26 protein-coding genes are annotated in these 23,279 nt (G+C 56.7%); 19 read left to right on the forward strand and 7 right to left on the reverse strand.

What is annotated here, in order from left to right; all coding sequences use genetic code 11:
• The first annotated feature begins 62 nt into the window (after positions 1-62).
• The 15 genes from ACOZJV_RS25265 to ACOZJV_RS25335 all read left to right on the forward strand — a co-directional run bounded on the left by ACOZJV_RS25265 (position 63) and on the right by ACOZJV_RS25335 (position 8,451).
• Positions 63-815 (forward strand): hypothetical protein, encoded by a 753-nt coding sequence (locus tag ACOZJV_RS25265; RefSeq protein ID WP_421548757.1) that lies wholly within the window; start codon positions 63-65, stop codon positions 813-815.
• A gap of 160 nt (positions 816-975) precedes the next feature.
• A complete protein-coding gene (locus ACOZJV_RS25270; protein ID WP_421548758.1) occupies positions 976-1,257 on the forward strand; it encodes a helix-turn-helix transcriptional regulator in 282 nt (93 codons plus the stop codon).
• The gene (locus tag ACOZJV_RS25275) at positions 1,257-1,556 is read left to right on the forward strand and encodes a helix-turn-helix domain-containing protein (RefSeq protein WP_179678235.1); all 300 of its coding nucleotides are present in this window, start codon (positions 1,257-1,259) and stop codon (positions 1,554-1,556) included. The genes ACOZJV_RS25270 and ACOZJV_RS25275 overlap by 1 nt, the downstream gene beginning before the upstream one ends.
• A complete protein-coding gene (locus ACOZJV_RS25280; protein WP_421548759.1) occupies positions 1,553-2,026 on the forward strand; it encodes a Rha family transcriptional regulator in 474 nt (157 codons plus the stop codon). The genes ACOZJV_RS25275 and ACOZJV_RS25280 overlap by 4 nt, the downstream gene beginning before the upstream one ends.
• A gap of 317 nt (positions 2,027-2,343) precedes the next feature.
• A complete protein-coding gene (locus ACOZJV_RS25285; protein ID WP_421548760.1) occupies positions 2,344-2,505 on the forward strand; it encodes a hypothetical protein in 162 nt (53 codons plus the stop codon).
• Entirely contained in the window at positions 2,502-2,756 is a 255-nt protein-coding gene (locus ACOZJV_RS25290; RefSeq protein ID WP_421548761.1) for a hypothetical protein, read from the forward strand. The genes ACOZJV_RS25285 and ACOZJV_RS25290 overlap by 4 nt, the downstream gene beginning before the upstream one ends.
• Positions 2,753-3,052, forward strand: a complete 300-nt coding sequence (locus ACOZJV_RS25295) for a DUF3077 domain-containing protein (RefSeq protein ID WP_421548762.1) — start codon at positions 2,753-2,755, stop codon at positions 3,050-3,052. The genes ACOZJV_RS25290 and ACOZJV_RS25295 overlap by 4 nt, the downstream gene beginning before the upstream one ends.
• Before the next feature lie 127 nt (positions 3,053-3,179).
• Entirely contained in the window at positions 3,180-3,407 is a 228-nt protein-coding gene (locus tag ACOZJV_RS25300) for a hypothetical protein (protein WP_404696123.1), read from the forward strand.
• Positions 3,404-4,285, forward strand: a complete 882-nt coding sequence (locus ACOZJV_RS25305; RefSeq protein WP_421548763.1) for a toprim domain-containing protein — start codon at positions 3,404-3,406, stop codon at positions 4,283-4,285. Before ACOZJV_RS25300 ends, ACOZJV_RS25305 begins: the two co-directional genes overlap by 4 nt.
• Positions 4,272-6,062 carry a DUF927 domain-containing protein gene (locus ACOZJV_RS25310; RefSeq protein WP_421548764.1) on the forward strand — a complete coding sequence of 597 codons (1,791 nt, stop codon included), beginning with the start codon at positions 4,272-4,274 and terminating at the stop codon, positions 6,060-6,062. The genes ACOZJV_RS25305 and ACOZJV_RS25310 overlap by 14 nt, the downstream gene beginning before the upstream one ends.
• A gap of 100 nt (positions 6,063-6,162) precedes the next feature.
• On the forward strand, positions 6,163-6,399 hold the full coding sequence (locus ACOZJV_RS25315) for a hypothetical protein (RefSeq protein ID WP_421548765.1): 237 nt from the start codon (positions 6,163-6,165) through the stop codon (positions 6,397-6,399).
• Positions 6,400-6,417: 18 nt separating this feature from the next.
• Complete coding sequence (locus ACOZJV_RS25320) at positions 6,418-6,732, forward strand: hypothetical protein (RefSeq protein ID WP_421548766.1); 315 nt, start codon at positions 6,418-6,420, stop codon at positions 6,730-6,732.
• Positions 6,729-7,337, forward strand: a complete 609-nt coding sequence (locus ACOZJV_RS25325) for a hypothetical protein (protein ID WP_421548767.1) — start codon at positions 6,729-6,731, stop codon at positions 7,335-7,337. The genes ACOZJV_RS25320 and ACOZJV_RS25325 overlap by 4 nt, the downstream gene beginning before the upstream one ends.
• 106 nt (positions 7,338-7,443) lie before the next feature.
• Positions 7,444-7,824, forward strand: a complete 381-nt coding sequence (locus ACOZJV_RS25330; RefSeq protein WP_421548768.1) for a hypothetical protein — start codon at positions 7,444-7,446, stop codon at positions 7,822-7,824.
• Positions 7,825-7,836: 12 nt separating this feature from the next.
• Complete coding sequence (locus tag ACOZJV_RS25335) at positions 7,837-8,451, forward strand: tail assembly protein (protein ID WP_421548769.1); 615 nt, start codon at positions 7,837-7,839, stop codon at positions 8,449-8,451.
• Between the two features lie 690 nt (positions 8,452-9,141).
• On the opposite strand, the gene ACOZJV_RS25340 is transcribed toward ACOZJV_RS25335, so the two are convergent.
• Together ACOZJV_RS25340 and ACOZJV_RS25345 are read right to left on the reverse strand one after the other, a co-directional pair.
• The gene (locus tag ACOZJV_RS25340; RefSeq protein ID WP_421548770.1) at positions 9,142-9,837 is read right to left on the reverse strand and encodes a hypothetical protein; all 696 of its coding nucleotides are present in this window, start codon (positions 9,835-9,837) and stop codon (positions 9,142-9,144) included.
• 477 nt (positions 9,838-10,314) lie between these two features.
• Positions 10,315-11,037, reverse strand: a complete 723-nt coding sequence (locus ACOZJV_RS25345; RefSeq protein ID WP_421548771.1) for a hypothetical protein — start codon at positions 11,035-11,037, stop codon at positions 10,315-10,317.
• 1,169 nt (positions 11,038-12,206) lie between these two features.
• On the opposite strand from ACOZJV_RS25345, the gene ACOZJV_RS25350 reads away from it, so the two are divergent.
• Positions 12,207-13,679 (forward strand): P-loop ATPase, Sll1717 family, encoded by a 1,473-nt coding sequence (locus tag ACOZJV_RS25350; RefSeq protein ID WP_421548772.1) that lies wholly within the window; start codon positions 12,207-12,209, stop codon positions 13,677-13,679.
• 681 nt (positions 13,680-14,360) lie between these two features.
• On the forward strand, positions 14,361-14,552 hold the full coding sequence (locus ACOZJV_RS25355) for a hypothetical protein (protein WP_421548807.1): 192 nt from the start codon (positions 14,361-14,363) through the stop codon (positions 14,550-14,552).
• A gap of 215 nt (positions 14,553-14,767) precedes the next feature.
• Here ACOZJV_RS25355 and ACOZJV_RS25360 read toward each other — a convergent pair whose 3' ends face one another.
• Both ACOZJV_RS25360 and ACOZJV_RS25365 read right to left on the reverse strand, forming a co-directional pair.
• Positions 14,768-15,955 carry a restriction endonuclease gene (locus tag ACOZJV_RS25360; protein WP_421548773.1) on the reverse strand — a complete coding sequence of 396 codons (1,188 nt, stop codon included), beginning with the start codon at positions 15,953-15,955 and terminating at the stop codon, positions 14,768-14,770.
• Positions 15,956-16,374: 419 nt separating this feature from the next.
• Positions 16,375-17,166, reverse strand: coding sequence for a response regulator transcription factor (locus tag ACOZJV_RS25365; protein ID WP_201127928.1), 792 nt, complete (start codon positions 17,164-17,166; stop codon positions 16,375-16,377).
• A 138-nt stretch (positions 17,167-17,304) separates the two neighbouring features.
• On the opposite strand from ACOZJV_RS25365, the gene ACOZJV_RS25370 reads away from it, so the two are divergent.
• Positions 17,305-18,408 carry a polyamine ABC transporter substrate-binding protein gene (locus tag ACOZJV_RS25370; RefSeq protein WP_078472459.1) on the forward strand — a complete coding sequence of 368 codons (1,104 nt, stop codon included), beginning with the start codon at positions 17,305-17,307 and terminating at the stop codon, positions 18,406-18,408.
• Between the two features lie 251 nt (positions 18,409-18,659).
• A complete protein-coding gene (locus ACOZJV_RS25375; RefSeq protein ID WP_238596188.1) occupies positions 18,660-19,010 on the forward strand; it encodes a hypothetical protein in 351 nt (116 codons plus the stop codon).
• 150 nt (positions 19,011-19,160) lie between these two features.
• Here ACOZJV_RS25375 and ACOZJV_RS25380 read toward each other — a convergent pair whose 3' ends face one another.
• The 3 genes from ACOZJV_RS25380 to ACOZJV_RS25390 all read right to left on the reverse strand — a co-directional run bounded on the left by ACOZJV_RS25380 (position 19,161) and on the right by ACOZJV_RS25390 (position 23,172).
• Entirely contained in the window at positions 19,161-21,566 is a 2,406-nt protein-coding gene (locus ACOZJV_RS25380) for a TonB-dependent siderophore receptor (protein ID WP_421548774.1), read from the reverse strand.
• 95 nt (positions 21,567-21,661) lie between these two features.
• Complete coding sequence (locus ACOZJV_RS25385; RefSeq protein WP_421548775.1) at positions 21,662-22,645, reverse strand: FecR family protein; 984 nt, start codon at positions 22,643-22,645, stop codon at positions 21,662-21,664.
• Positions 22,642-23,172, reverse strand: coding sequence for a sigma-70 family RNA polymerase sigma factor (locus ACOZJV_RS25390; protein WP_020297670.1), 531 nt, complete (start codon positions 23,170-23,172; stop codon positions 22,642-22,644). The genes ACOZJV_RS25385 and ACOZJV_RS25390 overlap by 4 nt, the downstream gene beginning before the upstream one ends.
• Between the last annotated feature and the right edge of the window lie 107 nt (positions 23,173-23,279).

The following is a 23,279-nucleotide window of genomic DNA, read 5'->3' on the forward strand; positions in this document are numbered from 1 at the left end:
AGCAATCGAAGAGGCCCTCTTAGCGCTTTAAAGCTGTGGTAGGAATGTTTAGGGGCCTGCAGATGCTCGACTTTGATGACCTTGAGGATTTCACGCCTTCGGAACGGCTGCCCAACCTAGACCACTGGAAGGCCGTTATGGAGTTCTCCGTAGAGCAAGCCGCTCTGCTGTCGGCAATGATTGATCCTTTTGACTGTGAAAATCTCATCCTGGCAAAGAGACACAACCACGCTCGCTGGAAAAAAGCACACGGTCATGCGTTGGGAATTGTCTCAGCAATACGTCAAGGGTTGATCTCACCAGTCGTATGCATGGGCTATGTGGAAGAAGAAGTGAGCGATTGGAACGGCAATACTTCGCTTGAACGTAATCTACGAGTAGTCCGCCCTACGCAGCGCGAGGCTGAAATTAGCATGGCGGACACCATCATCACTCGAGCATCGCTACTCGCTTGGATTACCACGGCTAATGTCCAAGTTACTCGTCCTCCACGGCCTGTAGAAAAGCAGTTAGTCGAACGGATGCCAAAGGCTTCGGCGCCAATTGTGCAGCAGCCTCCACCATTGGCCCTACCAAACTACAGCCACAAATCAGAAGGGCTGGAATTTGTGGAAGAGGCCATAAAACACTTTTGGTCGACCTACGACGAAGAAGATCCCAGCACCGCACCCCGTCGTGACGAGATCATTGAGTATCTGAAAGGAAGAGGGGCATCAGGCCGTGAATCGGAAGCCGTCGACTTAATCCTGAGACCCAAAAATATGCGAACTGCTCACCTCAAAAACCGTAAGGTGCCCACCCGAGCGGACGAGTAAAACCAAGGCTTACAGCCAAGGTGCCCACTCGATATAACGCCCCAGTGGAGCCCTTACTCCCGCTCTCGTGTGCCCGGTGCCGTACACCCTAGAGGCTTGATTAACACCCGTCGCGTACCGTCAACCTGTTTCCCGTATTCATCAACAACGGGAAACAAATATGACCAACATCTCCTCGACCTCAGCCTCAGCCTCAGCCTCAGATACAAGCGCACGCCCATTCTGTGATCCGGCTACCACCCTCATCCGCATTCCGGAAATGGAAGCCATTACCGGCTATAAGCGACCGACGATTTATAAGCGCCTTAAGGATGACCCGACCTTTCCAAAACCGGTGCCGTTGAGCAACAGCAAAGCGCGCGGCGCACCTGTGGCATGGGTGCTTGCTGAAGTTCAAACATGGGTACGTCAGCGCATCGCATTGCGCGAGGTCGCCGCCTAATGAACAAAAAAAAGGCCGACCAACAGGCCAGCCACAAAAATACTCGCGTCGAGAATACCAGCGGAACCGCACAACGCGCTCGCCTTTTGGAGCGCCTGCAAGCGGGCCCGATTGATACCTTCACCGCCATCCGCGAGCTGAATATCGTCCGCCCTGGTGCGCGCATTAATGAACTGCGCGGCCTGGGCCACAAGATCCTGACCCATCGCCTCACCCTGACCGACGATCAAGGGCGCACTCACCAGGGCATGGCGCTCTACTACCTCAGCACCAACCCGCCGGCGGGGGTGACAGCATGAATGCAATCACGCTGACCCACACCGGGAACGAAGCGCGCGCGGATAGCCGCCAGCTCGCGAAGCAACTGGGAACCAAGCACAAAAACCAAATGGCGCTGATCGAGCGCTACCTGGCGAAGTTTGAAGAGTTCGGGGTTGTTCCTTTTCAAACGGAGAAACCCTTGGCCGGAACTGCCGGTGGTAGGCCGGAGCGCTTCGCCCTGCTGAACGAAGATCAAGCGTTCTTCCTGCTGTCGTTGTCCCGCAATACCGACCGCGTTGTGGAGCTGAAATCGAGCCTGATCATGGCATTCCGCGAGGCACGTTATGGGCACGCTTGCCAGTCGTTGGAGACCCGCAAGAGGGAAGCCAGCAGCAGTGGTCGCCGGCTGGCTCACTGGCGCTATGACAAGCCGGGTGCGTACGCGCACGTAGCTCATTTGAGAGAGCAACTGAAGCTGCCAATCGATTCTGAGGACTTGCGCCCATGACAGCTACGCTCATGACCAGCGATGATCGGTCGATAACTTTCCTTGCCAGCAATCAAAGTCGCCGGTATGGTTCGGACGTCGCTGCAAAATCAGCGAACGGGCTTGGCGGCCTGAACTGTACAAGGCGCAACAGCGCCCCCATGATGATTGCAGGCGCTTTTTTTGTGCCCGCATTCTTGTGTTATGGCGGGTTGCGCAGGAGCACCCTCGGGTGCGCCGGTCTCCTTGTACGCCGGTCCGCCAATCCTGTGCAATCCGCCACCCTAATCTGCTTGGCGGCAGACCGTGGCGGTTCCTCAGTACAAGGAGCCTCACAGATGAAACACACCCTCAATCCGTCCCCAATTCGCGTCTTTGCTCATCGTCGTTTGGCCCTGAGTGCCCTTCGCGCGAACTCGTCCCTTTCCGTTCGTCTCGCTCGCTACAACAGCCACATGGCCATCGTCCGCACCCTGGAAGCACAAGGGGAGGCGAAATGACCAGCTCACCTCGTAGCGCATCCCTGATCGGCGGTGAAGCCATCGACCTGATCCACTCCAGCCGTGAGCACATCACCTGGCTGACCGCGCTGCTCAATGCCGTCAGCGCCGACGTCACCTATGGCAAGGGATACAACGTTAAAGCCCTAGCAGGCCTCGGGCAGTACATCGGAGACGACTGGGCGAACTACCTCAATTGCCAGACTACCGAGCTGCAGGAAAAGCTCGATGCGTTGGAGGGCAAACAATGAACCTGGCGAACATCAGCACAGTAGAAGGCCACCGCTTCCATCCAACCGGCGAAGCCACCAAGCACCAGGCACTTTTCATCGTTAACCCCGGCGTTCCGATCGAGGATGCAATGGAAAGCGTATCCGACCTTCTCAGCACGATCGACGACTCGATTTACGCCGCAGCGATGGGCGAGCGTTCACTCGTAGGCAACGAGGCGTGGCTGGTGAAACACACCTTGGATTCAGCGCGAGCTGTAGTTGATTCGCTGAAAGAATCCTTGACCAAGCAGCGCCTCAAAGCAAACAGGGCCTAAACCATGACGACTTTTCAACAGCGCATTTTTGCGCTGACGGGATCGGCTTGCCTGAAAAAAGCCACAGAGCTGTTTGCCCGGTGCGGCGGCGTAGTTTTGCGTAGTGCTAAGCACCTGGAGGTGGAGCATGAGTAACGTTACTCCGATCAAGCGCAAGGGTAGCGGCGTGCCGCCCACTACTGGCGCGCACATCGACAGCGCCAGCTATGCGCTGCTGGTGGAAACCCTGGTCGGCTTCCTGGAGCTGCGAATCTCGGAGGGCGACCAAGGCCGGCACTGCAAAGAGCTGGAACGCCTCACCCAAGAACTAGAACGCTTGGCCAAGCGGTTTACCCCGCCGAAGGGGGCCGCATGACTGACGCAACGATCCAATTTCGTGATGCACTCCAAGCCGTCTATGGCCAGCTCGACTGGCTTCCCGTGGCAGACGGCGCAATCCATCGTTTCCGCGTCCCAGACGACAAGCCTGGCAGCCTCAACGGTTGGTATGTGCTGTACCTGGACGGTATTGCATCCGGCGCGTTCGGCAGCTGGAAGTCCGGCGGCGCCAACACTTGGTGTAGCCGTGAACCGGTAGACGCCCACAAAGCCGCGCAGATCCGTGAGCGAGTGGATCAGGCCCGGCGCCAGCGCGAAGCCGAACAGCACCGGCGCCAACAACGAGCGGCAGAGAAAGCCAATCACTGGTGGCGCAACGCGCGGCGCGCCTCGCCAGACCACCCGTATTTGGTCGCCAAGGCTGTTCGCCCCTACAGCTTGCGCCAGCGTGGCGCTGACCTTCTGATCCCGCTGTACCTGGATGGGCGCTTGGTCAACCTGCAACGAATTGCTCCGGACGGCGGCAAGCGCTTCCTGTTCGGCGGCCGGATCAAGGGCACCTATTCGCCGCTGGGCATCATTAAACCCGACTCTGTGCTCTGCATCTGCGAAGGGTGGGCGACGGCCGCCAGCCTCCACCAGCACGGCGGCTACGTCGTTGCCGCCGCCATGAACGCGGGCAACTTGATCCCTGCAGCTATGGCCCTTCGCGCTCGCTACCCGGGCCAACCAATCGTCATCGCCGGCGACGACGATCGGCTCACCGATGGAAACCCAGGGCGCAAAGCAGCGAACGCCGCCGCGGCCGCCGTCGGCGCCCAGGTCGCTTTCCCTGAGTGGCCAGAAGGCTCCCCCGGCGACCTCACCGACTTCAACGACCTCGCCAACTGGAAGCTCGCCAATGTCCAAGCCTGACACCAACGTGATCAACCTTCGGCCAGATGCGGCGACCATTGCACCTGATCGTCCCTGCTGGGCCGTGTACGAGAACTGGGTCACCAATGAGAAGGGGCGCAAGCTTCGCCCTGGCGTCTACTGGCACGGCTTTAAGCGTGCTCCAGACCAGGACGACGCCGAGAGCGATACCGGCGACCGCCCTATCTCTGATGAGTGGATCTCCAGCCCGGTAACCGTGGTCGCCCGCACGACCAACAGCGACGATGGCAGCGAGGGGCGTTTACTGCGCCTGGTGACCGAAAGCGGCATCAAGGAATGGATCATCGCCATGGAGGTGTTCGGGGGCAGCGGCGAGGATGCCCGCCGCGCCTTGTTCGGCATGGGAGTCATTATTGCCCTCAAGAAGCGCGGCACCTTCATGGAGTACCTACTCGATCAGCACCCCGCCGAGGTGTTCGCCACCACCAGCCGGCCAGGCTGGCATGAGTCGGGGGCGTTCGTACTGCCTGGACGCACCATCGGCAGCGACAAGGTGCGTTACCAGGCCAGCAACAAGGCCCAGGTGTTGTTCAGCCACCGCGGCGAGTTGGCACTGTGGCAGTCGGAGGTTGCCGCAAAGTGCGCCGGCAATCCGGTGCTCACCTTGGCGATCGGCTGCTCACTGGCCGGCCCACTGCTCAGCCTGGTCGGTGTACTGGGTGGTGGTGTTCACCTTGTGGGCGACAGCTCGAGCGGCAAGTCACTGGCGCAACTGATCGGCTCGTCGGTATGGGGTGACCCTGGAATATTCGCCGCCAGTTGGGACATGACCAAGGGCGGGCTGGAGATCGAGGCATCGAGCCGTAACGACACCATCTTGCCCCTGGATGAAATCAAGCGCGCAGACCCCAAGCGCGTACAGGAAATGGCCTACTCCCTCGCCAATGGTAAGGGCAAAGGCACCATGACCCGCGAGCGTGAGGGCCGCGCCAAACTGAGCTGGCGCTTGCTGACACTTTCCAGCGGTGAGCGCTCCCTCTCCGAACACGCGGCGATATCCGGCAATGCCGCCCACGCTGGCGCCGAGTTGCGCATGGTCGACGTGAACGCCGGCACCCGTACTCATAGGGCTTTCGATGAATTGCACGGCCTGGAGGGCGCGGACTTCCACCGCCAACTCACCGTGGCCGTCGGCGCCCACCATGGCCACCTTGGACCAGCGTTCGTCGAGAAGCTACTCGCCAGTGATGACCGCGCCGGACTGCTCGAAGACTTCGCCGGGATACGTGCAACCTTCGTGGAGGACAACGCCCAGGCCGGTCGAGTGGCAGATCGGTTTGCCGTCATTGCGCTGGCGGGGGAAATGGCCATCGCCTATGGCCTGCTGCCCTGGGAGCCCGGCACCGCCCTAGCTGACTGCCGCTTGCTCTATGGAGAGTGGCTCAGTCGGGTTGGTAGCGGAAACGCCGAAGACCGCCAGATCCTCGCCGGCATCCTGGACTTTATCGACCGCCACGGCAGCAGCCGCTTTTCCGACATCGACGACCAAACGCCCGACACCAAGGTATTCAACCGGGCTGGCTACTGGGAGCTAGTGGGAAACAACCGCCTGTACTTGTTCAACAAGCCGGCACTGATCGAAGCAGCCCACGGCTACGGCCTGTCTCGCATCGTCAAAGCACTCGAGGGCGCGAACGTAATCGCCCGCCGCGACAACGACCGCAAAACCAAGAACTACCGCCTCCCTGGGGGTGGCCAGGCACGCCTCTACGTGATCGATCCAGAGGTCATTGACCGTGAAGGGGGTGGCGCATGACCAGCCCTCAAACACTACTTACTCGGATTGCCCAAGTTCACAGGAACCTAGAATCGCTGGCAACAGTGGCAACACCGGCAACAGCCTTGTGGGGCGTAGCTTGCAGCCGTTGCCACCCTATAAAAAGAGTGGCAACAACTGGCAACGCACACCTGATTTTCAACATAAAAGAGCACCGTCACCCTCTCATTTGGTTATCACTGTTGCCGGTTCAAAACTGGTGGCAACGATTTGGAAGCATCGGCAACGTCTGGAGGCCACGGTTTACGGGGCTGTTGCCTTTGTTGCCGCTGTTGCCGGTGTTTTTGAAATCAGAGGAACATTGGATTACGAGTAATTGCGGCGAGGTGGCGGTATGAGCCTCCTTTCTGCCCTGCTCGATCACATGCCACCTATCGTTACCGCTGCCTCCCCCACAAAACTGCGGAGCAATCCTGAACCTCGCCCGCGCCTGGTGTTGGTCAACCACGTCGATCGCGCTCCCCAGTTCTGCACCAGCCCGCACGCAAGCGCCGCCACCGCCACGCCGGAATGGCGACAGGCACGCGACCAATACCTCAACCACATCATGGTTTGTCGATCCTGCTACGCGCCCAAAGGCCGCCATTGCACGGCTGGCGCCCACCTGCGCACCAGCTACGACGCCACACTTATGGAGGCGCACCAATGACGCCCAGCCTTATCACCCGCTTGTGCAACATCGCTTTGAAGCCTGGCGTCAGCGCCACCACGCAGCTCATCACCACCCGGAGAATCTGTCGCGCCATTGCTGACCAGCTCGACGTTATCCGCAGTGAACGGCGAGCCCTACGCCGGCAAGCGGGAAAGCTGAAAGCGTTTCTACCATTCACCCGGCAGGCCATTGCGGAACTGGAGGAGCAGGCCCGCGAACACCAGGAGGCCACCCGCAGTGCAGCGTGGAGCGCACTTGCTGGGTTTGGCCAATCACTGATGTTCGACCGCGAGGGGCTGGCGCAGGCGCTGGGCTTCGACCAAATGTGCGACCTGCTGGGCGTCAACCCAGTACATCGCCATCGGGCCAGCGCAGACGGCGACACCAGCCTTCGCGGAGTGGCCTACCTATCCCAACTGGAGGACAGCGCCGACCGCAAGAGTGATGAATGGGGCGCCGGTGGCCCGCTGTATCGCGCCTGCCATGCCGCCATGATCCGGTTCATCAGGGAATGCCCAGAAGACCAGCTACCCGACCCATTCGCCCCCGGCGCGCCGTTCGGTCCAAAGCTCCCGCCAGCCCTGAGCATCGTCGGCAAGTGAGCATTTTGCGCGCCACGTTTTCGTGATTCGCAAAACGTGGCGCAACACAGAGCAACACCACCGGGCGACAGCCCATGACCAGCGCCAGCGGCGCATAGAGGAAAACATGACTGACCAAGACAACAACACAACGGGCCAGGCACCCACGCACCAGGAGCGATTCACCGAAGCGTGCAAGATCACGGACTTTGCCAGTGATCCAAAGATGATTGGCGGGTACGTCGTTTGGGGCGTCAATCACATCGTCAAAGGTGGGCGCGACAGAATCGACGGCCCGTATTACACCGAGCAAGAGGCCGTCATTGCCGCTGACTTGCTAAAAGCCATAAACCCATTCGCCAAGGAATACGCGTCTACCCACTGCTCAGCCTGGAACCCTGACCCGCGCCGCGAAAAGGCTATCCGTGACGACGCCATGGCATCCCGAATGCTGCTGGCAATGCAGATCGGAGCCGAAGTACCGACCAACGCCACCAACGGTAAATAGGAGAAATAGACCATGGCCGCATTAGCAATCGAGTACACCCCTCGTACCACCATCATCCTTGGAGGTTCACTCGCGAAGAAATACGGGCGCAAACACACTTTTCTACTTTCCGATCACGGAGACGTACGAGAAGCGGTGAGGGCAATAGATGTGAATCACCGGGGGTTCGCTCAGGATCTAGCAAGTGCAAAGGCTAAAGGCCTTGAGTTCGCAGTGTTCCGCAACGGTAAGAACGTTGGTGAAAATGAGTTCGGTCTGAGCGGTTGCCGTGATATCAGGATTATCCCGGTAATTTGCGGGAGCAAGCGCGCCGGGTCGTTACAAACTGTAGTAGGAGCTGTGCTCGTCATTGTCGGCGCAGTGGTTACCGCACTCGGTGGCGGAGCTGTAGGTGTTCCCATGATGAAAATGGGGGCGGTGGTGGCCATTGGCGGTGTGATTCAAATGCTCAGCCCCCAGGCTGGCGGGCTCAAGACCAGTGCAGCACCAGAGAACACGCCCGGCTACGCCTTCGGCAGCGCCAAGAACACCACGGCTTCCGGTAACCCGGTTTCGCTCTGCGCAGGCCGCCGCCGGTGGGGTGGCGCAATCATCAGTGCAGCCATCTACGCAGAAGATCAGGTATAGCTCGGCCTTGGTCGAACCATTGGGGCCATCGCCAGCAACCGGCCCCGACTCATAAAGGAGTGATACATTCTTCGTTTTATGGAGAAGATCTCAATGCAAAGGATAATTGCCCCGTGCTTGTTAAGTGCCCTGTTGGTGGGTTGCTCGACCTCCGCGGTGCCCACCGACAAAGCAAGACAAGTAGGCGCGGACAAGGTGTATTCGTATCAGGCAACCCCTGCTACTCCATACGGAACGCTTACCGTGGTGCGCGACTCCGGATTCATCAGTGCTGGTTGCGACATGGGCATCTATGTAGACGGCAAACTAGCAGCCAAGCTATCCCCGAAAGAAAGGGTCACATTCAAGATTCCCGCCGGCGAGCTCGTACTGGGGGCGGGGGTAATAGGTAGTGGGTTTTGTGGCACTGCCGCAGATCGCCGAGAGCGAGAGGTCACCTTGAGCGACGGACAGAACAAGAACTACCGGGTTTTCATTAGTAGCGAGGCCGATGTCGACATTCTGCCAAGCACCCTTTGAGGCCTTTCGCTGATCGCCTTGACGGGCCGCTGGTAACCACGCTGGTAACCACCCAAAGTAACCACCTAGCCTGGTTACGATCCGTCACTGAGTCGTCCTACGCCCGCCAACCCTGACAATTGTTAACAGGGTCAGAGACTGTCCATCCCCCATAAACTTCAGCCAGCTAGGCTAAATGCCGAGGCGACTTCGGTCATCGTCTGATAATCGAGCGTCTATTGCCTCACGATATGCCGCCTCGCATTTCCCCCAAAAATCAGGATGGAACTGCCGGAGTTCCGCTTGAACGGCCGCGCCGTACTGAACCCAAAATTTATAACGAACACCTCCAAAGCTTAGTGAGCTTCGGAAGCTCGCGGGAAGGCTGGATGAATCAGCGCAAACCGTCAGCCCACCGTGACCAGCAAATTGGTGCTCTCCGAAACTATCCAGAAATTTTTCATACGTTGGGTCTGCATCAATGTCCAGGAGCACTAAATTAAGATCTGTTTTCCCTACCGCAAATTCGCTTAATGCCAATGGCCGCGGACCGCACGACTCCGCAACGTGACAACAGAGGAGTTTGGCGAAGTAGCGGAATACGTTTAGGTACGGCGTGGACGACAGTTCATATTGCGGTAGGCTGAATACTGATTCCGGAGACTTACCTTGCGATATCAGCTCGGATACCAAGGCACTAAACCGGTCAAACTCGCGATCAGGAGCTTGAGTTTGAGAGCTATTACATGATGCACATATGCGAGCCGAGAAATGAAAGGCCTGGGACTTTGGACCTTGCGCGTCACGGGGAACGCTGGTGCCATCAAAACTGCCGATGACCATAGGCTCTCTCCCAAAGATCTTTCGTAACGCAGAAGCTTTAACCATGTGTTCTCCCGTGAGAGATTCCGGGGAGCCACATAGGCAGCAGCGGTCAGATTGGTATGGTTCGAAAAAAAGCCCCATCGGACGGCTCCTTGCGATCTAGAGAAATTTGGATTTGTCGACGAACCATGCTGCCCACTTGAAAGCGCAATGATAGTCGCAGATGGAAGGTTTGAAACTTGCCTTACCACTTAGGCCATCCTCCCCAGGGACTAACTTTTGCTAACAGCCCGCATGCGTTGCCAACGGTTCCAGACGGGCCTGATGTCAACATCGCGCCAGGCGCCGCACTCGATCCAATGTCAGGTTTTGTCAGGTTATGGTGCGCGCTCAATGACAGGTTTTGACAGGTTCTCGACCTGAAAAAAGGTTAAGTTCTGTTAAGTCGCTGGCGTTGACCAGATCGGGCGGTATCCACTCTGGTATCCACGGTTTGGGATATGCAACATGGATACATACAGGGAGTCACCACCGGTACCGCTATAGCTTGCTTCGGTAAAACGCCCACCAAGCTTCTGACTCACTGAGCAGGCCCTGCAAATCAGCTTCTGAAGACATCCCAGATTTCAAAGAGGCTCGAAGCTCTTGAAACGTGTTGAACGGCAAGGCACCTAGTTTTGCCTGGTCATTCATCATGTGTTCCAACTGATGTTTTGTCGCTGCTGAGGCGTGCTCCATATTTCTCATATCCAGTGCCACTGCAAGCGATACAGCAGGGTCTCTATCCCAAAAGCTCTTGCGATCCATAAAATCTTCAATAGCGGGCCCGACCTTGGCCTCACAGAAAAAAATCACCACGGTCAAAAAAGGCGAGAACCGCATAAAACTTTTCCCACCCCTCGCAGTAAGCGTAGGGGGAGCCAGTGGACAAATGATGCCATTTACTTCGACACCAGCACTCGTAATGTCTGCCCCCCTATGAATCATCGCGTGGCGTAGGAGCCGAAGGTACTGAAAGTTATTTTTCCCCGAGTGCCCACCGTATCCATCGAGTGCGGTTTCAATACAGTCATTGAATGAGTCGTCAAAATCGCTCAGGAGCTCGATTGCGCTGACGAGATACAAAAAATACTCACCATAATATCGGCGGGCGTTGACGCTGAAACTCTCGGCGTCCAACGATTCAAAACCTCGATACGCTTCTACTTTTCGGGACCAATACCAATCGAGGCCATCAAGTAATTCTCCGTGCTTATCGTCCATCCAAAGAGCCTCAGTATGTGATTGGCGCTATTCCGTCTCGACTAGCGTAGATGATTGGAGAGCGAAATAGTTAACGGCTCCTGCCTACCTGCGGAACGTCCCCGTCGGAGGCTGGCGCCAAGTATCGGCAGCAGTGTTTTTCGCTCAGTGTTTCGCGCATGTCCGGCGCGCACCCCAGCAAGGTTTCACGCAGTGTCTTCACGCACCTGGACTGCGCGAACGTTCCGTGGGAGAGAGCTGTGTGCCGATGGTAAGCAGCCAGATACGCACGATCAGTACGCGCCCGCTGATGTGTACCAGCACCAAGTTCGCACCCGAGGTTCGCACTTCTGGTTCGCACCCTCCTACGCGAGGCTTGTGCGAACCAGGCCAGCGGTTACAACTCTGGTTATACCAATGCACTTGGTTTCCAGTCGCTGATTTCAACTTTGGTTTCCAGGGCTTCGCAGTGGTTTCCACTGGCAACTTGGCCAAGCCCAGAACAAACCACGGAACTGGGATCGACTGGCCCGCTGATCACCATTCGACCCGCTCCAATACTGAGTGTTGAATTCAACACACCGTGTAAATCCCAACACGCTGGCGCAGGCTTTTACTTTGACCACGCTTTGACGGAATGTGAGACAGGCGTGAGACGGAATCCAAACCGGGTGGGCGTCTGAGGCTCATCCCGTGCGGTGGCCGTCAAAGAGCAGGGCTTTGCCGTCTCATACCCCTGACAGACCCCAGACGGATTCTGGACAGGCTCTGGACAGATGTAGAGGCCGCAAATCATCCAACTCACCCTATGCTCCAAAGCCAGCAAGGGCTGGCGGTAGATCTGGTAGGCGGCTGGATAGCCACCGCGTACAGAAATAGGGCGGGACAGCGACGGTCCCTTACGGGCAAGTAGCCCACGGTGACCCCAGGCAAACGTTGCCACAACCCTTGAGGAGCTATGACGAACCATGACGGATTTGGACGGATCTCCAAAACGCGGTCACTGCCTGGCACGCTGAAAGCTTCATCCCACATTTTTTCGCCGGGCCGTGGACATTAGACTTATGCGATTGTTTACTGGAGAGCGTCATCGCCACCTAACCACCTGCCGGGGTGGCCGACTTTGTGCAAAATGGCCGCAAGAGTCAGCACCTAATAATCTCAAATCATAAGCTAATCAAGGAAGTGAAATGCATAGAGATCTTGCAGACCCGGAGCTTTTTGGGAACGAAGCTGGCGAAGACGAAGATGAGGAGATTTTGGATAGCTATTTTTTGGATAAGGAGGAATTTGATAGATTCTATTCCCCCCAAAAGCGTCTGGCATTTGTGCGATCACGTAAGGGAATGGGTAAGTCCACGCTTCTCAAGCAAACACTATACAAACGACAAAAAACAAATCCTGATGAGTTAGTAATTCATGTCAAGGCATCTGATCTTTTTGCCTTGCAAGATACTCCAGGACAATCATCCGCAGAGATGATATATGGTTGGCAACAAAGAATATGCACGAGAATAAACTTAGAACTAGGTGCCACGCTCCGTCTCGGCTTCACTGATGACTCCATGCTTCTTATAGAAAGTTCCGAAATCGCTGGCTTCAGGAATAGAAATATCGTTTCCGCACTGTTCGACAGGCTTAAAATTAAAGGAGCTGGAATCGAAGTAGAACGCACGCGAATTTCAGCAAACGATTCAGAACAGGTTCTAAGCAGAGTTCTGGACAAAAAAGACGTTATAGTTTGGATGTCAATCGACGACATTGATGCGACGTTTATAAATACAGAACACGAGCGACTAAAAGTAAGCACATTTTTCAGTGCCTGTAGAAACATCATCAACAATGTTAAAGGGCTGTGCATACGCGCATCAGTTAGAACCGACGTATGGTCAATACTCGCCCAGCATGACGAAGCACTTGATAAGTGCGAACAATATATGCTCGACCTGAAATGGAGTACTACAGATACAGGACGTATATTGGAAAACAAGGTACTTAGTTTTTTTGTCAGATACTACGGAGATGATACTAGGTTCACGAGCTTAAAGCCCGGAACAGACTCTTCAAAGATCAGAAAACTTGTATTCAATGAGCCATTTTCCTGGTCTGGAAGACACTTGGAAGCCTTTCGGCCCATACATATCCTTTCTGCGGGCAGGCCTCGCTGGGCAGCACAACTCTGCAAACTTGCGGGCAGCGATGCTTTCGCGAAAAAGGCTGATAAAATCTCGATAGGTCATATACGCTCTATCTTGAGGCCTTACGGCCAACTCAGAGTCGCTGACTTATATAAAGAGCATCGTCATCAATGCTCTCGACTAGAAGATTTAATTGAAAGCTTTAGTGGTGGAAAAAAGAGGTATACGACAAAAGAGCTAATGAATCATCTGGTGGAAAAGGTAGTTACTCCTCGCGGCTTCCCGAACATTGACGGTGTAACTTCAGAAGGAGGCGTTGTTGGGATAGCACATTTCCTCTACCGGATAGGCTTCATAACGGCTCGTGATGACGAAGACGTCTCAGGTCTAGGCTTTATCAGATTTGAGGACAGGCCTTCTCTGCTTACAACTAAAGCCAATCTTGATGACAGTATGGACTGGGAGATTCATCCCAGTTACCGCAGCGTACTTCGCATAGAGAAAACACAAGAGGCCGATATCTAATATCTGTCGTAGCGCGGACTTTAGTTCGCGCAACCTAATGCATAAATGCAAAAGGTGTTGGTAAGTCATAGGTGCATTCTGAAAGGGAAATCCGAAACCTTTGGCCACCGCTGACGAAATTCTTGACAGGTCTTGACGGATTCATCCGACGCCACCAGCGGCTGGATCGCTTAAAGCCAAGCGGGGCAAGGCTTTGCGGGCACTCTCGCAGCTTGGCCAGCACCAGCCTCGTCAAGAACTCTAGAAGTCCCCGTCAAGGTTGCTGCTCGATCAATATCAAGGCCCACCCTGGCGGGATGAGGTGATGAAATACCGGGCCAGACAGATCCTTAGCGCGCCAGGCAATACTAGACAGGCGCTAGACGGATTTCCGATGACAGAACAAGGGTCAGTTGCCCGCAGCCCAAGCAATGCACCGCTTCCAGCATCAAAGGTGACGTGCTGGTGCTAGATGCTCGTCAAGTATTTTCACGGGCTTCCGGCGACCTGACAGCAGGTTGGAGCAGGTGGTGAACGAATAGTTCACCATAGAGCGGAAACCGGTCGGCCTGCCAGCTTGGCCAGCCTCCGGATTCCAGGTAGCTGCTCACGTTCCGCGGTAACATCTGCAGGTCATCTGCTGGCCCCGCCTCATTCCGGCGCCAGCATCGACCGCGCACCGAGGATAGAGCTGTTTCCGTTATTGACTGTGATTATCTACCCGCCGACAAGGTGGTGTTTCCGCCGGAGCTGGCGCTGCTGATTATCAGGAAGGCCAGCGCAATGGCGGCGGTATTCGAGAAGCAAGCGCTCGACCAGCTCACCAAGGATGCCAGGCGAGCACTCTCCCAGGGAGCGGAGCCTCGGCGCGTCATAAGGGAAATGCGTTTGTAGCGCTGCCCACCCGAACTACCGGAACACCGGTAGTTCCAGTACCTGACCTACCGAAATGGGAGCTCCGTTTTACCGCGAACCTTGAGCAGCGACAGGCGGAGTTGACGACCAATGTCCAGGCCATCGGTCATTGCAAGATATGCAAATAGCCACAGAGCAAGTACCTCTAAGTATCACCACCCCGTATCAGGGGAGTGCTTCAGAATCGGACCAGACTAATCGATCCAACTGAAAAACTGGCTCGTCCCATCCCATTTGGTATAAAGATTTCTGCCGGTCCAATAAGAAACATTTCCGCCGCAGTCAACTTCGCGCGTCACCCGCAGAACGTGCGCTTCGGTTTTCCATGCTAGAACTGTGTCGTCTAGCACTGGCACTTCGTGCCCTTCCAAGCCATGAGCGTCACCTGATATTCGATGCTTAGGTAGGACCATGAGAAGCGCAGCGTGCTTACTCTCTTTCAGCACGAGAGCGAAGGAGTTTTGCATCATCGTGTAGCCAGTCGATGCGTGAACAATTCGATAGTCCGGACCTCCTCCAACCTGCCTAATCTGATTCAGAACGTGAGCATCGGAAATCAATTTTGACTTGTCCGCGATCACGCCGTTCGTCGCATCACGACACCAGTCAGCAACGTCACTAGACGTTCGAAGCTCAATCTGTGCCGTTGACCGTGCGGCGAACCTTCTAGCGCTTGGTAGATATTCGGAAGTCGTGACAAATATGCCTTGGTCAACGCCTGAATCAGCCATTACACCTCGAAGAGCGGCGACAGCCTCGACATTTATCTTTCGGCTCTGCGCGTACTTCTTTGCCTGAACAAATGTCATTACGTCACCTAGTGGCCCTCGCTGAAAGAATCGAACGTCCACCCCTCCATCTCCAGAGCCAGGTCCAAGTTCCGCTTCAAATCCGTGATTCTGAAATATTCGAAAGAGCAGTATCTCGAACTGGCGATGTCCCAGGCGCCTCAGATCTTCCGGGCGCTTGGCAAAATGGGCATAGAGTTCTTCATGAACATCCCCACAATCCTCTTTCACCAGCCCGCATACCCACTGCCAATGAAAATATTGATCAAATGCATCAGCCCAATCCTGCTCGGAAGGATAGAAGTGGACGGAAACACCATCGATGTTCTCAAACCAAAAGCCATGAGATTCGACAATTGCTTCATATTCCGAGTAAAGCCGCTGATCAGCAGAGCCATCAACAACGTCGCGTAGGTGGCCTTCAAAATGCTGAATGAACGCTACTGCTTGATTCCCGGGCTCCCCCCCAACACGATGTGCATAGGTTTGAAATCCGGTGCTTTGCCATAGATCATTTGAAATGGCCCAATCCTGGATAGCGCTTTGCACTGATTTGATTTTTTCCTCGAGCTGAAAATCAGTAAATGCCTCCATGGTCACTCCTTGTATTCAGCAATCGACTGCATTAATACGCCACCTTACGTCGACCGAAACCAAGCAGATCTTGGAATCATAGCTTCCACTGCCGACCACACGTCGGCATGAATTTGGGCCCGCATTACCGTCGACGCAATAGGTTCTCGAAGGGACAGCAGCCAGCGTCGTGTATCCCCTGGTGTATCCCTTTAAAAATCAATTATAAAAATACATAGTAAATACAACAGCTTAAGCTCCCAGTTCAAACGTCTGTGTACCACCAAGTACTAAAAACGGCTTACCGCAAGGTAGGCCGTTTTTTTATGCCTGGAGAAAAGCCCCTGGCTGCTGAAGACGATCCTGTAGTTTCCGGCCGCCTCTCTCTGCGCCACCGCATGCCGCAGTGCGAACGACGCCTGCCCTTGGAGGCGCCAGTCTCAACTGAGGGTGTGCCCCTCTTGCTTCGGCATGAAAAAACGCGCGAAGAGTTCGGACTGCGACTTGATATTGAACTTGGCGTAAATATTACGCCGATGAACCTTTATGGTTTCCGTGGACAGGGAAAGCTTGCCGGCTATCTCCTTGCTGGAGAAGCCACTCAGCAACAACTTGAGTACATCCTTTTCCCGAGCCGTTATTTGCGCACCCAACTGAGCAATGGTGTCCGACCACAGAGGGGGCTCGGTGATGTTTTTTTCCAGGCTGTTTTCAAACGACATGCGCTGATACATCAATGCAATTACCCAGGGTTTGATGATTTCAAGTGTCGCGATTTGCTCCTGGGTGAATCGAACGGTACTGCCAAATGAAACACACAATGTTCTATCCGCATCAAGTTGAACATTGTACTGCGCTTCATCGACGGAAATGTATTGCGCAAAGTACTGATGATAATACTCGGTCTCCAGAAAATGCTCCGGCGCAATGTCGAGCATATGAAAGAAGCCACTCTGCGGATCTTCACGATTGGCAATATAAAAGGGGTCCAGCAAATAAAGACCTTTTACATAGCGATGGGTAAAGGCGTCCACCTCTTCGGCATCGGCCACTTCAGGCAGGCTAATGACCTGAACTTGCTGATCGCTGAAAATCAATACCACCCAATTATCTATCTTCACATACTCATTCAATACGCGAATAAGCGAGCTCCAGAACTCCGGACGGTCCAGCTGCATGATCAACTTTCCAATCGACCGGTGCCAAACCAGGTCATGAAGGTCGAGTGACATTGTCTACCCCTTTAGGGTTAGGAATTCATGGGTCAGAGGTAAGTATTTGTAGGTATTTACTATTCGACGATGCCGAGTATATTCAGCCCCTAGCTTACGATGGCCATGAGGGCCTATCGAGTTGACAGGGATAGTCATATGAGTAAGTCGCATTTGCGAGCTATTTTTTTAGCCTCGCTTTTCAGTGCCGGAATAAGCACATCCGTCAGTGCGGTAGAGCCCGCCGTACATCTGTACAACTGGTTCGGGTTGCTGGCGCCGGAGACCCCCAAGGAGTTCGAGCGGGAGACCGGCACAAGAATCAATATGGATGCCTTTGACAGCGCCGAGATGATGCAAAGCAAGGTTATGGCGGGGCGCACCGGCTATGACGTGGTCGTGGCCACTTCCAATGTCTTGCCGGGCCTGATCGAGGCGGGCGTGCTTCAACCACTGGATCGCAGCCAACTGAGCAATTTGTCCCATATCGATCCAGATATCCTGGCCCTGCTCGCGGCCAATGATCCCGGTAATCGCTACGCGGTGCCCTACTTGTGGGGCACCACCGGTATTGGTTATGACGAACATAAGGTCAAGGCTGCACTGGGCGACAATGCCCCAGTAAATAGCTGGGACTTGATCTTCAAAGAAGAAAACATCAGCAAACTCAAATCCTGTGGCGTGGCCATGCTCGACTCTCCCAGCGAGATCATTTCGATTGCCTTGAATTACCTTGGGCTCCCGAGCAACAGCAGAAACCCCGAGGATTATCAGAAAGCCCAGGCGTTGCTATTAAAAATCCGTCCTTACATTCTCTATTTCGACTCTTCGAGAATCGATGCCGACTTGGCGGATGGCAATATCTGCGCAGTCGTGGGCTGGGCCAATGGTGCCCTTGCGGCGCAGGCTATCAATGAGAAGTCCAACACGGGGCGCAAGATTGCCTACAGCCTTCCTCGCGAAGGCGCACTGGTCTGGTCGGAAAACCTGGTGCTGCTCAAAGACGCTCCTCATCCCAAGGAAGGCATGGCGTTTATCAATTACATGCTGCGCCCCAATGTTATTGCCAAGACTTCAAATCACACGCTGTACCCTAATGCCAATAAAGACGCCTCTGAGTTTGTTGAGCAGAAGTTGCGAGACAACCCCTGGATCTATCCAGACAAGAACACTATCGCCACACTTATTCCACTTGAGCCGCTGCCATTGAAGTTGGAGCGAATTCGTACTCGCGTATGGACCAAGGTCAAGAGCGGCACTTGATCTGGCCTGGTTATTACTGATTGCGCCTCTGCTCCCTCACACAGCGTGAGGGACCAGGGGCTATATAAAGAATCAAAAGACTGCGCGGTGCAGCTGGTCATTGGCAGGCCGAGTACCACACTCGGCACAACTAAGTGACTATCCGCCGCTGTCGCGCGGTGGCCGGCGTTTATAGGCAGCACACGTAATCAGGCAGGGAGCAGCCGAATGACAACGGCGTTGTCATCGAGGTCCCAGGGAAGGAGAAAATCATGTGCCGAGGCGATTGCCAGCGCAACGTGGAGTCGGACGATTACAAAGCGTACAAGGAGATCGAAGAGCAAATCGGTCACTGCTCGCCCGAACAAGCCTGGGCCATGTATTACGTCTCGGCCGGGCTGGTGCGTGAGCACATCGCGCTGGCGGTGATGGAACACATCACCCGGGGCAACAAGGCGCTGCTGCTTGAATTCCCTGAACTGGCCCAGGCTGAAAAAGAGCGAACACGCGTCGAGCTCACCCGAATCAAAAACGTCTTCAGCGCCAAAGAGTCACCCATGGCTGATGAGAAACGCTTTCTGCAAACGGTCCAATCGCTGCACCGACGCCGTTATCAAGGCTGAACAAGAGCACGTCGATCACCACTTGGCAGCCTCCCGGCAACCAGCCGGACGGGCAATGCCCGTTGTCGACGGGTGCCCGGGATCAACGCTGCGCGAGTCGGAGCGGGCCCGTCCATTATCGTGAACCCGCTGCATCGACGCTGGGTTTGGCTACATTGACCACTTCACAGTGAACATCAGGTTGCGCGGGTCACCGAACAGGTTGGCCCCGGCCGAGTTGCTGATGCTCTGGTAATAGCGCTTATCGAACACGTTGTTCATGTTCGCTTGTACTTTGAGGTTGTCGGTCAGGCGGTAGCTGGTCATCAGGTCGGTGATGCTGTAACCGCCCTGCTTGACGTTGAAGCTGGTGTAGGTCCGGCTTTGCGACCTGAAGGCGCCCCCGACGGTCCACCTGTCCAATGCACCAGACAGTTGGTAACTGGTGGCCAGCTTGAACAGGTTGTAGGGGCTGTCGCTGTCGTAGCGATCGCCTTTCTGCGCCTGATCGACACCCTTCACATACTCGGCCGCCGCGTAGGTGTAGCCGGCGGAGGCCTGCCAGCCCGGCGCCACCGCACCAGACAGCTCGAACTCGATACCCCGGGTGCGGACTTCGCCACTGGCTTCATAACAGGCATCCTGGCCCTGCAGGCACTGGCTGAAGGCGAGGGATTTGGCCAGGTTTTCCTGATTGAGCTGGAAGATCGCCGCGCTGGCATTGAGTGCGCCGTCGAAGTACTCGGCCTTCAGGCCCGTTTCAAGATTGGTCCCGGTGACCGGCTCAAGAATCCCGCCCGATGAGTCTTCGTACTCTTGCGGCTGAAAGATCCGGGTCCAGCTGGCGTACACCGAATAGGTGTCGTTGAGGTCATAAATCACCCCGGCATAGGGCGTCAGCTCACGGGTCGCCTTGTAGGGTTCGCCAAAGGCATAGGTGCCGGACACGGTTTTTATATCGTGCTCGTACCAGTCCAGCCGCGAACCGAGAATCAGCTTCAGGTCATCGCGCAGATTGAAGCGCAGCGCCGCATAGGTGCTGGTCTGATCCACCAGCCCCTTGCGCGACCAGTTGTAGACGATCTGCGGCTTGGGCACCGCCTTGTAGTCAAAATTCAGCGGGTCGACGAGGTAGTTGAAGTTCTCGTCCGGGCCGCCGCCAGGCCCGTCATGGGTGTCTTCGCGGCGATAGCTGGCACCCACCACCAGTTCATGGGTTGCGCCGAACAGGCTGAAGGGCCCGCGGGCATATCCATCGATGCTTTTCTGAGTGTGCTCATAGCTGTAGCGACCGGCGTTGAGATGCAGGGTGTCGGTGGCGTCACGGTAGAAACTGCCTCCGAGCATTTCCAGATTGCTCTTGAGCCACGTGGTGTTAACCCGCAGCTTCCAGTCGTTATCGAAGCGATGCTCGACTTCGGCGAACAGGCTCTGGTTCTTTTTATCCCAGTAGGTCCAGGTCGGCGTCAGTCGGGAGGAACGGCTCAGGGGCAGGAAACCACCGTCGACCTGGGTCGGCAAACCATTCCAGTCCGCACCGGGGTTGTCCTCGCGGTTGTAGTAGCCGCCCAGGGTCAGGGTGGTGGCTTCGGACAGGTCGAACTCGCTGATGCCGTACAGCAACTGGCGCTTGCTGCTGTAGGAGTCCGTGAAGCTGTTTTTGTCCTGGAAGGCCGCGACCACCCGACCGCGGACAGTCCCGGCCTGGTTGAGCTTGCTGCTGGCGTCGATCTCGGTCCGATAGTTGTCCCAGGAACCGGCCCCGGCGGTGATCGATACCTGCGGCTCGACAGTCGGGCGCTTGCGCACCAGGTTCAAGGTCCCGGAAGGGTTGCCCGAGCCCACCATCAACCCCGAGGCGCCGCGTACCACTTCCACGCGGTCGAACATGGCCAGGGTCGAGGTGCCCAGGGTGTCGCTGTCGTAAGCGATGGGCAGGCCGTCGATCATGATGTTTTCGACGGCGCTGCCGCGGGAGTAGAACTCCGGGCGCTCGCCACCGGTTCGGCGCAGGGTCAGGCCGGGGGTGTTGGTGGAGATGTCCTCCAGGCTCTGCATATTCTGGTCGTCCATGCGCTGGCGAGTGACGACGGTCACTGACTGCGGCGTTTCCCGTGCCGAGGCCTGAAACTTGGTGGCGCTGCTCATGCTGCCCGTGGTGTAGGAACCGGTGTTCTCCGTCACCTCGCCCAAGGCCTGGCCGACCACGCTGGTGGCCCCCAGTTGCAGCGTATCGCCGCTGACTGCGGGCTCCAGGGTCAGGGTGCCATTGGCGGTGACTCGCAGTTGCAGGCTGCTGCCCCGCAGCGCCTGCTGTACCGCGGCTTCGGGGCTGAAATCACCACGCACCGCAGCACCGCTCTTGCCGCGCACCAGGGCCGGGTCGGCGACGATACTGCGAGCACTTTGCCGGGCGATCTGGCGCAGGGTTTGTTCCATCGGGCCGGGCGCGATGTCGTAGTGGGCAATGGCCTCGGCAGCAGTGGCCGCCTGGCTGGCCAGGGCCGTGGCAGCGCCGGTGCACGCCAGGGCGATGGCCGTGGCCAGGGTGGCGGGACGCAAGAATGTCGGACACATGTTCAAGGGGTTCCTCGCTGAAATGAGTGGGCACTTGCTGATATGTCCAGCCAGTTGGAAAAAGCCCTCATCCCATCGAGATTTTTTTGCAGGGGTCACGCAAGGTCGATCAGGGTCAGCGGACCGTATTGGCTGACCGTGATTGGCAGCACCTGCGCCAGCGATTGCAGGGCACGGTCACTGTCGTCCAGGCTGAACACGCCGAAGACCCGCAGACGCGACGCCGCCTCGGATATCCGCAGCAGGCCATAGCGATAGGGCCGCAGCGCCTCGATCACCGAGCCTAGCGATTCATTTTCAACCTCGAGCCGGCCGGTGACCCAGGCATCGGTCTGGTGCTGATTACCCGGCAAGGCCAGCAGCCGGTCCTGGGAAAAACGCAACGCCCCACCCTCGTTCACCAGCGCCTGCTGGCCGACGAGATTGGTCACCCGAACGCTGTGTTGCTGCACGCCGACCAGGCTTTCCTGTTGCAGTTGGCGCACGCTGAAACACGTACCCAGCGCCTGCACCGAGCCCTGGGCCGTCACGACCTGCAATGGCCGCAGCGGGTCGGCCGCCACCTGGATCCGCAACTCGCCCTGATGCAGGCGCAGACGGCGCGCCGTGGCGCTGAAGTCCAGATCCACCGTAGTCCGGGCGTTCAACAGCAACACGCTGCCATCGGGCAGGGTCAGTTGCTTGCGTTCGGCGGTGCCGCTGTAGATATCGCTCACCAGCCCCTGTAACGGCATGCGCCGCTGGAGCGTGATCGAAGTGCCCAGGCCAAGGAGCAGCGCCAACGCAGAGCCATTACGCAACAGGCGCCGGCGTTCGAGGGAGACACCCGAAGAACGCAACGCCTGGGTCGCGGCGCGCGCACTGCCGGGCAGCGAGCGGTCAGCCTGCACCACCGGCGTGAACGCCGGAGCCAGCGCGCCGTTGAGGGATTCCCAGGCCAGGCGATGGCCGGCATCGGCCGCCAGCCAGCCTTCGAACGCTGCTCGGTCACGGGCTTTGGCGCTGCCGGAATCCAGGAGCACCATCCAGTCGATGGCGGCTTTCAGGACCGGCGTCAGTTCGGCATGGGAGCGGCTCATGCCGGGCTCGATCCCATCTGGACCAGGTAGCACTGGGTCACCGCGCGTTTTATCCAGCGCTCGATGCTGGCCACCGATGCCCCCAGCTCAGAGGCAATCTGCTGATGGGTCATGCCTTCCAGACGGTTGAGCAAAAACGCGTGGCGCACCCGGGCCGGCAAACCGTCGAGCATGGCGTCGATGGACTCGAGGGCTTCACGCAACAGCGCCAACTCCTCCTCGGACGGTGAGCAATCCCCCGGCAGGCTGGCCAAGGCCTGCAAGTAGCTGCGCTCCAGCTCGCCGCGCCGCCAGAACGTGCACAGCACCCGCTTGGCGATCACGCACAAAAATGCCCGGGGCTCTTCTATCTGTTCAAGCCTGGAGGACTTCCAACTGCGCACAAACGTGTCGTGCGTCAGGTCTTGCGCATCGGCATGGCAATCCAGGCGCCGGCGCAGCCAGCGTTCAAGCCACTGATGATTCTGTGCGTACAGAAGCTGGAAAGGATCTTGGGGAGGAGCGCGAAAGTCGGCCATGCGAATCATGCACTAATGGTAATTGTTCTCATTCTTGTTGTTTGGATGTCAATTTGCAAGGCACGAGTATCAGCACCCCGCCGATCCACCTCAGCCTGTGCTCAAGCCTTGCGCTG

The sequence above is a fragment of the Pseudomonas sp. QD4 genome (assembly GCF_049199125.1).
In the GTDB taxonomy this organism is placed as follows: domain Bacteria; phylum Pseudomonadota; class Gammaproteobacteria; order Pseudomonadales; family Pseudomonadaceae; genus Aquipseudomonas.